The sequence below is a fragment of the Streptomyces sp. NBC_00203 genome (assembly GCF_045206325.1).
Classification (GTDB): Bacteria; Actinomycetota; Actinomycetes; order Streptomycetales; family Streptomycetaceae; genus Streptomyces; species Streptomyces lutosisoli.
The window spans coordinates 5,891,808-5,906,848 of the sequence record NZ_CP108126.1; the positions used below are offsets into that span (position 1 = coordinate 5,891,808).

The 15,041-nt window shown below is 73.8% G+C and carries 5 protein-coding genes; all 5 read left to right on the forward strand.

Features of this window, described 5'->3' with window-relative positions:
- Nucleotides 1–103: 103 nt before the first annotated feature.
- From OG975_RS26425 to OG975_RS26445, 5 genes are read left to right on the forward strand one after another with little or no spacing between them, the layout of a single operon-like run.
- Nucleotides 104–1,546 carry an MFS transporter gene (locus OG975_RS26425; protein WP_406331863.1) on the forward strand — a complete coding sequence of 481 codons (1,443 nt, stop codon included), beginning with the start codon at nt 104–106 and terminating at the stop codon, nt 1,544–1,546.
- Nucleotides 1,530–5,120, forward strand: coding sequence for an amino acid adenylation domain-containing protein (locus OG975_RS26430; protein ID WP_406331864.1), 3,591 nt, complete (start codon nt 1,530–1,532; stop codon nt 5,118–5,120). Before OG975_RS26425 ends, OG975_RS26430 begins: the two co-directional genes overlap by 17 nt.
- Nucleotides 5,105–6,157 carry a MupA/Atu3671 family FMN-dependent luciferase-like monooxygenase gene (locus OG975_RS26435; protein WP_406331866.1) on the forward strand — a complete coding sequence of 351 codons (1,053 nt, stop codon included), beginning with the start codon at nt 5,105–5,107 and terminating at the stop codon, nt 6,155–6,157. The genes OG975_RS26430 and OG975_RS26435 overlap by 16 nt, the downstream gene beginning before the upstream one ends.
- A complete protein-coding gene (locus OG975_RS26440) occupies nt 6,154–11,115 on the forward strand; it encodes an amino acid adenylation domain-containing protein (RefSeq protein WP_406331867.1) in 4,962 nt (1,653 codons plus the stop codon). The genes OG975_RS26435 and OG975_RS26440 overlap by 4 nt, the downstream gene beginning before the upstream one ends.
- On the forward strand, nt 11,112–15,041 hold the full coding sequence (locus OG975_RS26445) for an amino acid adenylation domain-containing protein (RefSeq protein ID WP_406331868.1): 3,930 nt from the start codon (nt 11,112–11,114) through the stop codon (nt 15,039–15,041). Before OG975_RS26440 ends, OG975_RS26445 begins: the two co-directional genes overlap by 4 nt.

Consider the following 15,041-nt stretch of genomic DNA (forward strand, 5'->3'; position numbering starts at 1 on the left):
CCGCCATCGCGCCCGTCGCTTCTGTGCAACGGGTACGGCTCCTGACATGGGCGCCCGGAAAACTGCGGACATTCCCGGACGCTTCACGGGGATGGGGCCGCTCATGCTCGTCTGGTCAGGCCAGACGGTCTCCCTCCTGGGAAGCGCGGCGGTCAGGTTCGCGTTCATTATCGAGGTCTGGTCCGCCGGTGGACATGCCACTGCGGTCACTGCTCTCTCACTCTGCGCGATGCTGCCACAAGCGGTATTCAGCCCCATTGCGGGTGCAATCGTCGACCGGATCACCAAACGGGCCGCACTGCAAATAGCGGACACGGGCGGACTGCTGGTCGTCGGTGTACTCGCCCTCCTCCACTACCTCGGGGAACTGCAGTACTGGCAGATCTATCCCGCCACCCTGCTGCTCGGGATCTGCGCGTCCTTCCAGTTCCCGGCGCTGTCCTCCGCAGTCCCGCTCCTCGTCCGCAAGGACCAGTTCGGCCGCGCCAACGGGCTGCTGGCGGGCGCCAAGAGCGCCGCCGGGATCGGCGGACCGGCCCTGGGCGGTGTCCTGATCGCCCTCTTCGGCATGGGCCCCACCCTCCTCATCGACCTGGCGAGTTACGCCTTCGCGCTGGTCGGCGTGCGCATCGTGCGCCTGCGCGAAGACAAAACCGCCCTGGCCGCCAAGGCCGCCGAGAAGACCGGCGGAGCGCGCCCCAGGATCACGGCCGAGGCCGTCGCCGGGCTGCGCTACCTGTTCCGGGTACCCGGCCTGCGCGCCCTGATCGGCAACTTCTGTGTCGTCAACCTGGTGATGGTCTTCGGCTTCGCGGTCATCCAGCCCATGGTCCTGCTGCGGGCGGGCAACGACGCGCTCGCCGTCGTGAACAGCGCGACCGGCGTCGGCGGGGTCCTCGGCGGTCTGCTGATGGCCGCCTGGGGCGGACCGAAGAACCGGGGCCGGGGCATGATGCTCGGCGTCGTCGGCATGTGCCTGTCCGCCCTGGTGGTGATGGCGCTCGTGGACGGCGTCGTCGGCTGGAGCCTGGCCATCCTGGTCGGCGCGCTGCTCATGACGACCGTCAACTCCTCGATGCAGGCCATCGTGCAGAGCAAGGTCCCCCAGGAATGGCAGGGCCGGGTCTTCGGCGCGGTGATGTTCCTTTCGCAGATCTCCGTCCCGCTGGCCATGGCGCTCTCCGGTCCGCTCGCCGACCACTTCTTCGAGCCGCAGGCCGCCGCGGGCTCCGGCCTCTTCACGGTCCTGGGCCCCCTGCTGGGCGACGCCCCCGGCACCGGCATGGCGGCCATGCTGCTCCTCGCCGGCGTCGCCGGGACCGTCGTCTCGCTGTGGGGCCTGGCCAGCCGCTCGATCAGGAACATCGACGTACTGCTTCCCGACATCGACGTACCGGCCGACGACATCGACGCACCGGCCGACGAGACCGACGTACCGGCCAGTGAGACCGACACCCACACCCCGGCCGACCGGAGCGACATACCGGCCGCTGAGACCACCGAGAGCCGGGAAAAGCGAGGTGAGCGCCATGAAGTGCGTACATGAGCTGTTCGAGGAACAGGCGGAGCGGGCCCCGGAGGCCACCGCGCTGATCCATGGCGACGAGCGGCTGAGCTACGCCGAACTCGACGCGTGGGCCGACCGGATGGCGGGCCTGCTCGCCGGACACGGAGTGCGGCGCGGCGACACCGTCGGCGTGTATCTGGAGCGCTCGGCCGAACTGGTCGTGGCGGTGCTCGGCGTCCTCAAGGCCGGCGCCGGATACGTGATGCTCGACCCGGACTTCCCGGACGAGCGGCTGCGCGCGATGGCGGCGGACGCGGGCGCCGTGGTGGTGGTCGCGTCCCGGGACACGGACCCCGCGGCCGCCCCGCCGGCGGGCTCCGGCGCCCGGCCCGTGCACGTCGAAGACGCCGTACAGGCAAGCCCGTTGGCACGCGGAACGGTTTCCGTGGGGCCGGACGACATCGCCTGCGTGATGTTCACCTCCGGTTCGACCGGGCGGCCCAAGGGCATCGCCGCACCGCATCACGCCGTGACGTCCACCCTGACCGGGCAGGACTTCGCCTCCTTCGGCCCCGGAGCCGTCTGGCTCCAGTGCGCGCCGCTGTCCTGGGACGCGTTCGCCCTGGAGCTGTGGGGTCCGTTGATGAACGGCGGCACGTGCGTCCTGCACCTGGGGCACCGGCCCGAACCCTTCGTGATGGCGCGGCTCGTCGCCGAGCACGGCATCACCTCCATGTATCTGTCGGCGTCCCTCTTCAACGTGATCGTCGACGAGTACCCGAAGGCGATCGAGGGCCTGCGTGAACTCGTCGTCGGCGGCGAGGCCCTCTCGGCCCCGCATGTGGCCCGCGCCCTGGAACGCCGTCCCGCGCTGCGGCTGAGCAACGGCTACGGACCCGTCGAGTGCATGGTCTTCCTCACCGTCCACCCCGTCACCCCCGAGGACGTGGCGGACGGCGGCCCCGTGCCCATCGGCCGCCCGCTGGCCGGCAAACGGCTGTACGTCCTCGACGAGCGGCTCGCCCCGGTCCCCGACGGCACGACGGGCGAGCTGTACGCCGCCGGTGCGGGCGTCGCCCGTGACTACCGCGGTCAGCCCGCTCTGACCGCCGAACGCTTCGTCGCCGCCCCCGACGGCGAGCGCGTCTACCGCACCGGCGACCTCGTGCGGCGCCGCCCGGACGGGGTACTGGAATACCTGGGCCGGGCCGACAGCCAGCTGAAGATACGCGGCTTCCGGGTCGAGCCCGGCGAGATCGAGAGCGTGCTGGTCCGGCACCCCGACATCGAGCGGGCGGCCGTCGTCGCCCACGAGCACCCGGCCGGGGACCGGCAGCTGACCGCCTACGTCGTACCGCGCCAGGGTCGCGAACAAGCTCTGGACGAAGGCAAGTTGCGTACCTTCGCCGGCACGGTCCTGGCCGAGTACCTGGTCCCCGCCGCGTTCGTCCCGCTGGACGCGCTCCCCCTGACCCCCAGCGGAAAACTGGACCGGGCGGCCCTGCCGGCCCCCGTGCCCGCTTCCGGCGGGCCGGGTACGGACGTTGCGCCCGCCTCCGGCGCCGGACCCACCGCGGCGGACGAGACCGTACGGACCCTGTGCGCACTCTTCGCCCAGATCCTGCGCGTGGACGCGGTCGGCCCCGACGACGACTTCTTCGCGCTCGGCGGCCACTCCCTGTTGGCGGCCCGGCTGCTGGGCCGCGTCCACGCGGTGCTCGGCGCCGAGACGGACATCGTCACGCTCTTCAAGGCCCGCACCCCGGCACAGCTGGCACCGCACGTGGAGGCGGATCGTCTGAGTACCCCGGCGGCCGCCCCCAGGGCGGTAACGGCTCCCGTCCCCGGGACCTCCACCGGCGCCCTCCCCGTCTCCCACGCCCAGCACCGCCTGTGGTTCCTCGACCGGATCGGCGCCGGGAACGCGTACAACCTGCCGATGCTGCTGCGGCTGCGCGGCGACATCGACGTGGCCGCCCTCGGCGACGCGCTGAACCTCGTCGCCGACCGCCACGACGTGCTCCGCACCGTCTTCGACGAGGAGGACGGCGCCCCCGTGCGGCGCGTGCTGACGGGGGAGGAGGCGCGGCCGCCGCTCACCCACGTGCACGTTCCCGAGAGCGAGCTGGACGGCCACATCGCCGAGGAGGCCCGGCTCCTCTTCGATCTGCGGACCGAACTCCCGCTGCGCGCCACCCTGTTCACGACACGGGAACGTCCGGACGAGCACGCGCTGCTGGTGCTGATCCACCACATCGCCGGCGACGGCTGGTCGCTGCGCCCGCTGTTCCGTGACCTGTCGCGCGCCTACCGGGCCCGGGTGCGGGGCGACGACGGCGCCGCCCCGCGCCCGCTCGCCGTGCCGTACGCCGAACACGCCCGCCGCCTGCTCGAACGGCTCGGCTCCCCGGCCGACCCGCACTCCCTGGAGGTGCGCCAACTCACCTACTGGCGCAAGGAACTGGCCGGACTGCCGGTCGACGGACCGCTGCTGCCCCGCCGCCGGGACCGGCCCGCCGTACCGGGACAGGCCGCCGGCGTCGTCGTACGCAGGCTGGACGCCGCGGCCCATGCCCGCCTCGTCGACTCCGCCCGCGACCAGGGCGCCACCCTCTTCATGGCGCTGCACGCCGCCCTGGTCACCGCGCTGGTGCGGGCGGGCTCCGAAGAGGACACGGCGGTCGGCGCGCCGGTCGCCGCGCGCGCCGGGGACGGCAGCGTCGAGGACGTCGTCGGGTTCTTCGTCAACATGCTGGTGCTGCGTACCGACGTCTCCGGCGATCCCACCGCGGGCGAGCTGCTGGCCCGGGTCCGGGACACCGACCTGGCGGCCTTCACCCACCAGGACGTGCCGTTCGAGCACGTGGTCGGCGCGCTCAACCCGGCGCGGACCCCGGGGCGGCAGCCGTTCACGGACGTGGTGCTCGCGCTCCAGAACAACGCCCGTGCCGAGGTCGACCTGCCCGGCGCCGACACCGGAGTCGAGGTCGTGCGCACCGGGGCCGCCCGGTTCGAGCTGCTGGTCGACGTCACCGACGAGACCGGCCCCGGCGGCGCCCCGGACGGCCTGACCCTGACCTTCGAGTACCGCACCGACTCCCTGGAGCGGGAGTTCGTCGACTGGCTCGCCGACGCGCTCGTGCACGCCCTTGAGACGGCGGCGGCCGCCCCCGGGACCCGTATCTCACGGCTCGGCCTCGCCGAACCGCCCCGCCGCGCCGACGAGAGCGACCAGCTCGCGGCCTCGGCCCGCACCCCGCAGAACACGACGCGCCCCTGGACCGCGCTGGAGCGCAGAACCGCCGCCGTCTGGCGTGACGTCCTCGGCCGGCCGGACATCGGCCTGCACGACGACTTCTTCGCACTCGGCGGCAACTCACTGCGCGCCGTCCGCGTCGCGGCCCGCCTCAGCACCGACGAACGGCCGGTGACCGGAGCCCAGCTCTTCGCCGCTCCCACGGTCGCCCTGCTCGCCGCCGAGCTGGAGCGGGCCGAAGCCGGTCCCGCGCCCGCCGCGGCCCCCATCACCCGCCGCCCGCGCGTGCCGCGCCGGCCGGAATCACAGCCCCACGGCAGCCCGAAGCAGAAGGAGAGGCAATGGACCTCAGCGTGATGTTCTTCGGTGCGGACAGCACCGCCGGCGAGACGCGGCACGCGCAGACGTACGAGGACATCCTCACCGTCGCGAAGACCGCGGACCGGCTCGGCTTTCATGCCGTCTGGACCCCCGAACGCCACTTCCAGCAGGTCGGGCAGGTCTTCCCCAGCCCGCCGGTGCTCAGCGCGGCGCTCGCGGTCGCCACCGAGCGGATCGGCATCCGCGCGGGCAGCGTCGTCCTGCCGCTGCACCACCCGCTGCGTGTCGCCGAGGACTGGGCGGTCGTGGACAACCTCTCGCACGGCAGGGTCGGCCTGTCCGTGGCCACCGGCTGGCACTCCGCCGACTTCACCCTCGCCCCGGGGCACTACGCCGACCGCCGGGAACGCACCCTGGACACCATCCCGGTGCTGCGGTCGCTGTGGGCGGGGGAGAGCGCCGAGTACCCCGACGGCACCGGCGCACCCGTCTCCGTACTGCCGCAGCCCAGGCCCGTGCAGGAGACCCTGCCCCTGTGGGTCACCACGTCCGGCAACCCGGAGACCTGGGAGGCGGCCGGACGGCTGCGCACCGGAGTGCTCGGGGCGACCGTCGGACAGAACCGGGACGAACTTGCCGAGAAGATCGCCCGCTACCGGGCCGCCTGCGCCGCCGCCCCCGACCAGCGGGGCACCGACGCGCACGGCCGGGTGACCCTGATGGCCCACACCTACGTCGGCGCGGACGACGCGGAGGTACGCCGCCTCGCGGGCGCCCCGCTCAAAACGTACCTCGCCTCCTACGTCCGGCAGACCGCCGCCAACCGCTCGGCCGACCCCGGGACCGCGCGCCTGACCGACGAACAGACCGCGATGCTCGCCGACTTCGCCTTCGAGCGCTATCTGAGCTGGGGCAGCCTCCTCGGCTCGCCCGGCCACTGCGCCAAGATGCTCGCCGACCTTTCGGAACTCGGTGTCGACGAGATCGCCTGCTTCATCGACTTCGGCCTCGGCCTCGACGACGTACTCGCGAGCCTGCACCGCCTGGCCGAACTGAAAGAGGCCGTCCGATGACCGCCCCCACCGTTTCCGAGACCACTGCCGGCCGCACCGCTGCCGTAGGCACGGCCGTTTCCCCTTCCCCTTCCCCTTCCCCCTCCCCTTCTTCTTCCTCTCCTTCCCTCGCCGACCGCTTCAGCGCGCTCGGCGGTGAGCAGCGGGTGCGGCTGATGCGGCGCATGGTGGAGGCCGGGCGGGACCGGGAGGTGCCCGCCGTCGTCCCGCCGCGCGACCCGGCGCGGCCGGTGCCGCTGAGCTCGGCCCAGCGGGACCTGTGGGTGTACGAGGAGCTGTATCCCGGCACCCCCGCGCTGAACCTGTGCTCCGCCTACCACTTCGACCAGCCCGTCGACCCGGCCCATCTGGAGCGGGCGCTGACGCTGATCCAGGCCCACCACGACATCCTGCGCACCCGCATCGTGGCGGGCGAGACGGGGGAGCCGCGCGTCCACTTCCCCGACGACGGCCCGTTCGTCCTGGAGCACGAGGACCTGCGGGGCACCGGCACGACCATCGCGGAGGCCTTCGACGCCTTCCGTGGCCGCCCCTTCTACCTCAGCAGGGACAAGCTGATCCGGGCGCGGTTCGTCCGGGTCGACGAGCGGCGCTCGACGCTGATGCTGAGCCTGCACCACACCATCAGCGACTGGTGGTCGTTCGACGTGCTGCAGGGCGAGTTCGCCCAGGCGTACGTCGCCCTCCGCGACGGCCAGGAGCCGAAGCTGACCCGGCCCGCCATCCAGTACGCCGACTTCGCCTGCTGGCAGGAGGAGTTGGAGGAGTCCGGGGTCTTCGCGAAACGGCTCGATTTCTGGCGCCGCTACCTGGCCGACCCGCCCGGTCCGCTCACCGTGCGGGGCGGCGGTGGCACCCCCGTCACCGAGGGCGACGGCATCGCGCAGGTCCCCTTCCACATCGACGCGCCGACCGCCGCGGCCGTACGCGCCCTGGCCAGGCAGCGCGGAGCCTCCGTCTACGTCGTCCTGATGGCCGCCTTCGCCGTCCTCGCACACCGGGTGAGCGGCGCCGACGACCTGGTCCTCGGCACCCCCATCGCCAACCGTTCCGCCAAGGGCCTGGACCAGGTCATCGGGTACGTCATGAACGCCGTGCCGACCCGCTGGAGGGTGCGGCCCGACCGCTCCTTCGCCGACGTGCTGGCCGCGTTCGCCACCGACTTCCCGGACCTGATGGCGGGCGCGGACGTGCCGGTCGGCCGGATCGTCTCGGCCGTCGCGCCCGAGCGCAGCGCCGGCCGCGCCCCGCTCTACCAGTGGGTGTTCATGCATCTGACGCAGCAGGCGAGCGTCACGGTGATGAAGGAGTTCGCCGAGCCGGAGCGCATCCACACCGGCGGCGAACACGACCTCGTCGGCGTCGTCAAAGACTGCGACGACGGCATGGAGGGCCTCTTCGGTATCCGTACCGACGTGTTCTCCACCGAGACCGTCGCCCGCTGGACCGAGTGCTACGTCGAGCTCCTGCACCGGATCACCGCCGACCCCGACGCACTCGTCGGCGACATCGACCTGGTACCCGGCGCGATGCGGCAGCGGCTGCTCGCGGCCTCGGCCGGACCCGCCGCCCCCGAGCCCGTGTCGCTGCCCGACCTGGTGGCCCGGCAGGCCGCCCGCACCCCGGACGCGGTGGCCCTGGAATCGGCCGAGCGGACCCTGACGTACGCCCAACTCACCGAACGCGTCGACCGGTTGGCCGCACACCTGATACGGCACGGGGCAGGCCCCGGGCGGATCGTGGCGCTGGCCCTGGGCCGCGGCACCGACTGGCCGGTGGCCGCACTGGCCGTCCAGCGGGCGGGCGCCGCCCATCTCCCGCTCGACCCCGACCACCCCGCCGAGCGCCTCGTGCGCACCCTCACCGCCGCCGCCCCCGACCTCCTCGTCACCGGCCCCGAGGGCCTGCCGGTGGAGACGGACGTACCGCGCCTGGTCCTGGACGAGCGGGCGTACGAAGAGGCGTACGAGGCGGTGGACGAAGAGGCGGACGGCTCGGTGTACGCGGGTGAGTCACTCCCCGCCACCCCGCTGGACCCCGACCGGCCCGCCTACGTCATCCACACCTCCGGCTCCACCGGCGCCCCCAAGGGTGTGGTCGTCACCCACGCGGGTGTGGCCGCGATGGTGCGCACCCTGGTGGAGCGGCTCGCGCTGGACGGCGGCAGCCGGGTGCTCCAGCTCGGGTCGCCGTCCTTCGACATCTCCATCGGCGAGATGTGCCTGGCCTTCGGCTCCGGCGGCGCCCTGGTCGTGCCGCCCGCCGGGCCGCTGGTCGGCGACGACCTCGGGGCGGTGCTGACCGGGCGGCGGATCTCCTGCGCGTTCGTGCCGCCGTCCGTCCTGGCGACCGTGCCCGAAGGGCCCTTCCCCGGGCTGCGCACGATCGTCGTCGGCGCGGAGGCCTGCCCGCCGGACCTGGTGGCCCGCTGGGCCGTCGACGGGCGCCGCTTCCACAACGCGTACGGCCCCACCGAGGCCACCGTCGTCGTGACGGTGTCCGGGCCGCTGTCCGCCGACGGCACCACCCCGCCCATCGGCACCCCGCTGGCCGGCACCGGCGTCCACCTCCTCGACGAGCAGCTGCGCCCGGTGCCCGCCGGGGTGTGCGGCGAGCTGTATCTGTCGGGGGCCGCGCTCGCCCGTGGCTACCTCGGGCAGCCGGGCCTGACCGCCGAGCGGTTCGTCGCCGACCCGTACGGGCCGCCCGGCGGCCGCATGTACCGCACCGGCGACCTGGCGTACCGCGACGACGACGGCACCACCCACTTCCTGGGCCGCGGGGACGAGCAGGTGAAGGTGCGCGGCCTGCGGATCGAACCGGGCGAGATCGCGGCCGTACTCACCGAACACCCCGCCGTGGACCGGGCGGTGGTCGTCGTACGCGAGGGCCGCGGCGGCGGTCCGCGTCTGGTCGCCTACGCCGTGCCGGCCCCCGGACACGTCCTCGACCCGGACGCGCTGCTCGCACACGCCGCCGCACGGCTGCCCGCCGGCATGGTCCCGGCCGATGTGCTGGTCCTCGACACGCTGCCGCTGACCACCAGCGGCAAGATAGACCGGGCCGCCCTGCCCGCCCCAGCCGAACGCGCCGCCGACGAGGGCCGGGCCCCCGCGACAGACCGAGAGCGGACACTGTGCCTGCTGTTCGCGGAGGTTCTGGGCGCCGAACAGGTCTCCGTGGACGGCGACTTCTTCCGGCTCGGCGGCGACAGCATCATGGCCATCCAGCTGGCCGCCCGTGCCTCGGCGGCCGGTCTCGCCCTGAGCCCACGGGACGTGTTCAACGTACGGACGCCCGAGCGGCTCGCCACCCTCGCGCGGACGCCCGCCGAGGCCTCGCCCGACGAGGAACAGGACACTGGAGACGGCCGTTTCCCGCTCACCCCGGTGATGCACTGGTGGCGCCAACAGGCCTCGGAAACGGGCAAGTTCACCCAGTCCATGGTGTTTCCGCTGCCGCCCGGCACGGACCTGGACCTGGAGCGGATCGCCTCGGCCGTCCGTGGCCTCACCGAACGGCACCCCGTGCTGCGGATGCGGCTGCTGCGCCACGACACCGCCGACTGGGAACTGGAGGTGCCCGCCGACACCGGCCCGGATGCCGACTCCGGCCCGGACGCCGGGCAGACCGTCCGCCTGGATGTTCCGGAGAACGCCGAACCCGCCGACATCGCGGCCGAGTTGGCGCGCACCACGGTGCTGCACCCGGAGGCCGGCGAGATGCTGCGGGCCGTATGGCTCGACGCGGGGCCTCACCGCCAGGGGCTCCTCCTGCTGACCGTGCACCACCTGGCCGTCGACGGGGTCTCCTGGCGGGTCCTCGGTCCCGAGCTGGCCGAAGCGCTGACGGAGGAGTCCGCGGGCAACGCGGGTCAGGCGGGGCACGGGGGTGGCACCGGACTCCCGAAGGGCACCTCGTTCGCCCGCTGGGCCCGGCAGCTGTCTCGCGAGGCCGACCAGTTGGGCAGCGAAGTGCCGTGGTGGACACGGCAGTTGACGGGACCGGACGTCCGGATCGCCGGGGGCCGCGGGGCGGGCGACCGCCGGGCGACCGTCACCGTCGAGCTGGACGCGGAGCTCACCAGAAGCGCGCTCGTCACGCTGCCCGGAGCCTTCAACTGCGGCCCCGACGCCGTTCTCCTCACCGCCCTGACGACGGCCGCCGTGCGGCACCGGGGCACCGGCACGGCCCTGCTGGTCCACATCGAGGGCCATGGCCGCGAGCCGCTCTCGGCTCCCGTGGACGTGTCCAGCACCGTCGGCTGGTTCACCACCCAGTACCCGGTCCGCCTCGACATCGGCGACGTGGCCGAAGAGCGGGCGGGGGAGGCCCTGAAGCGCGTGAAGGAACAGCTGCGGGCGGTCCCGTCCGGCGGTCTCGGCTGGGGAGTCCTGCGCTACCTCAGCCCCGAGGCGGGCCCCGCACTCGCCGCACTGCCCGCGCCCGACGTGCGCTTCAACTATCTGGGCCGGTTCAGCGGCGGCGACGCGGCGGGCGGACGGCTGCTCGACATCGGCCCTGACGCGCTGCCGCTCGACCATGCCCTCGAAGTGGACGTACTGGCCCACGAGGTGGCGGGCGAACTGCGCCTGGAAGCCAGCTTCTCCTACGCGGCCGGGGTGTTCACCGAGGACGCGATACGGGACCTGGCCCGCCGCTGGTCCGAGGCGCTCACCGAGCTCGCGGACCGGGCCGCGCCGGGCGGCGGGGCCGTCCACACCCCGTCCGACTTCCCGCTGGTCGACCTGACGAGCGACCAACTCGCGCTGCTGGAGGGCGGCATGGACTTCGGCGAGTTCGAAGACCCCGACGAGTTCGAAGACTCGGACGAGTTCGACGACTCAGACGAACTCGGCAACTCTGCGGACTCCGACGACTCGGACGGCTCCGACGGCTCCGACGGCTCCTACGTCTCCTACGAGTTCGACGACCTCGACGAGGAGGTCGTCCGATGAGCGGGCGCATCGCGGACGTACTCCCGCTCTCCCCGGTCCAGGAGGGCCTGCTCTTCCACGCCGTACGGGGCAGCACGGGACCCGACCCCTATCTCGTCCAGGCCCGCTTCCGGATCGGCCCGTCCTTCGACGGGGCCGCCGTGCGGGCCGCCGTGAACGCGCTCCTGGAGCGGCACCCCAACCTGCGCGCCTGCTTCCGGCACAAGCGCCTCGACCGGCCCGTGCAGATCGTCCCGCAGAAGGCCCAGGTGCCCTGGGCGGAGGCGGACCTGACCGGTCTGGAACCCGCCGAGGCGGACGACCGTATGGCCGCTCTGCTGCGCGAGGACGCGGAGCGCCGTTTCGACCTGGCGCGTCCGCCGCTGATCCGTGCCTTGTTCGTACGGCACGGCACGGGGACGACCGAACTGATCCTGTCGGTCCACCACATCCTCATCGACGGCTGGTCCCTGCCGATCCTGGAGCGGGACCTGAACGAGCTGATCGCGGGCCGGCCGCTGCCGCCCGCCGCGCCCTACCGGCAGTACCTGGTGTGGCTGAGCGGACAGGACCAGCAGAAGGCCGAGACGGCCTGGTGCGAGGCGCTGGAGGGCCTCGAACGGCCCGCCCTGCTCGCGCCGACGGCACCCGACGAGGAGTCGGGCCGGACCCGGGTACTGCTGCCGGCCGCGCTCACCGCGGCCCTGTCCCGGCGCGCCGCCGAGGCGGGCGTCACCCTCAACACCCTGGTGCAGACCGCCTGGGCCCTGGTGCTCGCCCGGATGACCGGTGCACGGGACCTGGTCTTCGGCGCGGTCGTCTCGGGCCGCCCGCACGATCTGCCCGGCGTCGAGAGCATGGCGGGCCTGTTCATCAACACCCTGCCGGTACGGATACGGCTGCGCGACGGCGAGAGCGTCGGCGAGCTCCTCTCCCGCGTCCAGGACGAGCAGTCCCGGCTGCTGAACCACCAGCACGCACGCCTCGCCGAGGTGCAGCACACGGTGGGCGTCGGCCAACTCTTCGACACGGTCCTCGCGTTCGAGAACTTCCCGCAGCGGTCCGAGGCCCAGGACGGGCCCGAGGAGGCATGCCTGCTCGGGGTGAACGACGCGACGCACTACCCGGTGACCCTCGCGGTCGCCGTCGCCGAGCGGCTGCTGCTGTCGGTGAGCTGCCGCCGCGGTGTCTCGGCGGACGCGGTCGCCGGCCGTATGGTCCGCGTCTTCGAGGAACTCGCCGGTGACCCCGCGCGGCCCGCCGACCGGCTCGACGTCCTCCCGGGCGACGAGCACGACGCGCTGCTAGCCCTGGCCGCGGGCTCGGTCCGCACGGTGGCCGAACCGGCCACCGTGGTCGGGCGGTTCGCCGCGCAGGTGGCCCGTACCCCGGACGCGCCCGCCGTGGAGTGGGCCGACGGCGTCCTGACGTACGCCCGCCTCGACACCGAGTCGGACCGGCTCGCCGCCCGGCTGACCGGCGCCGGAGTGGCCCCCGGTGACATCGTCGCCCTGCTGCTGCCCCGCTCGGCGGACCAGGTCGTCGCCCAGCTCGCGGTCCTCAAGGCGGGCGCCGGCTGGCTCCCGCTCGACGCCAAGCAGCCGCCGGAGCGACTGGCCCGGCTCGCGGCGGCCGGGTCGGTGCGCGTGGCGCTGACCGCGGGGGAGCCGGGGGCCGAACTGCCCGCGCACATCGCCTTGCTGGACGCCCGCGAGCGGGGTGACGCGGGAGCGTTCCACGGCCCGAAGGCCCACCCGGACTCCACCGCCTGTGTGCTCTTCACCTCGGGCTCCACCGGAGAACCCAAGGGCGTGGTCGTCCCCCAGCGGGGCATCGTCGAACTCGCCGCCGACAGCCGCTTCCGGGGCGGCGCCCACGATCGGGTGCTGCTGCACAGCCCGTACACCTTCGACTCCACGACGTACGAGGTGTGGATCCCGCTGCTGAACGGCGGGACCGTGGTCGTCGCCCCCGTCGGGACCACCACACCCGAGCTGCTCGGACGGATGGTGCCCGAACAGCGGATCACCGCGCTGCTCCTCACCCCTGAACTGCTGCGCACCGTCGCCGAGATCGCGCCCGGATCGCTCGCCGGACTGCGCGAGGTGTGGGCGGGCGGCGACGTCCTGGCGCCCGGGACCGTACGCCGTATCCGCGAGCACTGCCCCGGCACGACCGTCGTCAACGGCTACGGGCCCACCGAGACCACGGTGTTCGCGACCGCGCACACCGCTCCGGCGGACTCGGCCGCCGTACCCATCGGCCGCCCGCTGGACAACACCCGCGGCTACGTCCTCGACGACCGGCTGCGTCCGACGCCGGCCGGGAGCGTGGGCGAGCTCTATCTCGCCGGCGCCGGACTCGCCCGCGGCTACCTCGGGCAGCCGGGCCTGACCGCCGAACGGTTCGTCGCCGACCCGTACGGTCCGCCGGGCACCCGTATGTACCGCACCGGCGACCTGGCCCGCTGGAGTCCCGACGGCGTCCTGGAGTTCGCCGGACGCGTCGACGACCAGATCAAGGTCCGCGGCTTCCGTGTCGAACCGGCCGAGGTCGAGGCCGCGTTGGCCGGCTGCCCCGGCGTGACCCGTGCGGTGGTCGCCGCCCGCAGGGACGCGGCGGGCGGCAAACGGCTGGCGGCGTGGCTGGTGCCGGAGGAACCGGGGGACCCCTGGCCCGAGACCCTGGCCCGGGTGCGTCGGCACGCCGCACGCCATCTGCCCGCCCACCTCGTGCCGTCCGTGTGGGCCCCCATCGACCGGGTTCCGCTCACCCGGCACGGCAAGGTCGACCGGGCCGCGCTGCCCGAGCCCGGACCCGGGACCGGGGAGGCCGTCGCCGGGGCACGGGCGCCGGGCAGCGCGCGGGAGCGGAAGCTGTGCGCGCTGTTCGCCGAGGTGCTCGGGATGCCCGAGGTGACGCCGGACACCGACTTCTTCGCCTCCGGCGGCCACTCCCTGACCGCGATGCGGCTGACCTCGAAGGTCGAGGCGGCCCTGGACGTACGGGTCCCGCTGGCCACGCTCTTCGACGCGCCGACCCCCGCCGCGCTGGCCGCCCGGCTCGACACCGCGCCTCCGGCCGCACCGGCCGCCCGGCTCGGGCGGAGGACCTCCACTGCCCGGCCGGACCGGACGTCGGCCGAGGACAGCCTGGCCCCGCTGCTCACCCTGCGCGCGGGCGGCGAGCGCACCCCGCTGTTCTGTGTGCACCCGGGGCTCGGCCTCGGCTGGTCGTTCGCCTCGCTGCTGCGCCACCTCGACCCGGCCCGCCCGGTGCACGCCCTGCAGAGCCCGGCGCTGCTGACGGGCGCGGACCAACTGCCCCGCACCATGGACGAGATGGCGGACGCGTACACCGCACGCATCCGCGCCCGCCGGCCGCACGGCCCGTATGCGCTGGCCGGGCGGTCCTTCGGCGGCGCGCTCGCCTACGAGATCGCGGTGCGCCTGCGCCGCGCGGGCGAGGAGATCCGCCTGCTCGCCGTGCTGGACTCCATGCCCCAGCCGCCGGAGGTCTCCCGGACCCCGCTGGACCCGGCCGTGATCGAGGACGAGGTGCTGCACATGCTGCTGCGCTCCCACGCCCGCGGCCTGCCCGTGGAGCCGGGCCCGCTCTCCCGCGCGAAGGCGTTCGCGACGGTCCGCCGCAGCGAGTCCGCCCCCGAGGCGCTGAACGAGGCACGGCTGCACGCGATGGTCGAAGCCGGCGCCCACCACGTACGTCTGGCACGGGAGTGGCAGCCGTCCCCGTACGACGGGCCGGTGACCCTCTTCTCCGCCACCCGCGACGCCGAACCCACCACGGCCGAGAAGACGGCGGGCTGGCGGCGCGGCACCGCCGTGGTCGAGGTGCACGAACTGGACTGCACCCACAGCGACGTACTCACCCCGGGCCCGGCGGCCCAGATCGCCGCGGTCCTCGAAACCGCCCTCCGGGGGGACTGA

Excerpts from the sequence above, each read along its gene's own strand:
- OG975_RS26430 (WP_406331864.1), top strand. The coding sequence starts at position 1,530 with ATGAAGTGCGTACATGAGCTGTTCGAGGAACAGGCGGAGCGGGCCCCG.
- OG975_RS26445 (WP_406331868.1), top strand. The coding sequence starts at position 11,112 with ATGAGCGGGCGCATCGCGGACGTACTCCCGCTCTCCCCGGTCCAGGAG.
- OG975_RS26440 (WP_406331867.1), top strand. The coding sequence starts at position 6,154 with ATGACCGCCCCCACCGTTTCCGAGACCACTGCCGGCCGCACCGCTGCC.
- OG975_RS26435 (WP_406331866.1), top strand. The coding sequence starts at position 5,105 with ATGGACCTCAGCGTGATGTTCTTCGGTGCGGACAGCACCGCCGGCGAG.
- OG975_RS26425 (WP_406331863.1), top strand. The coding sequence starts at position 104 with ATGCTCGTCTGGTCAGGCCAGACGGTCTCCCTCCTGGGAAGCGCGGCG.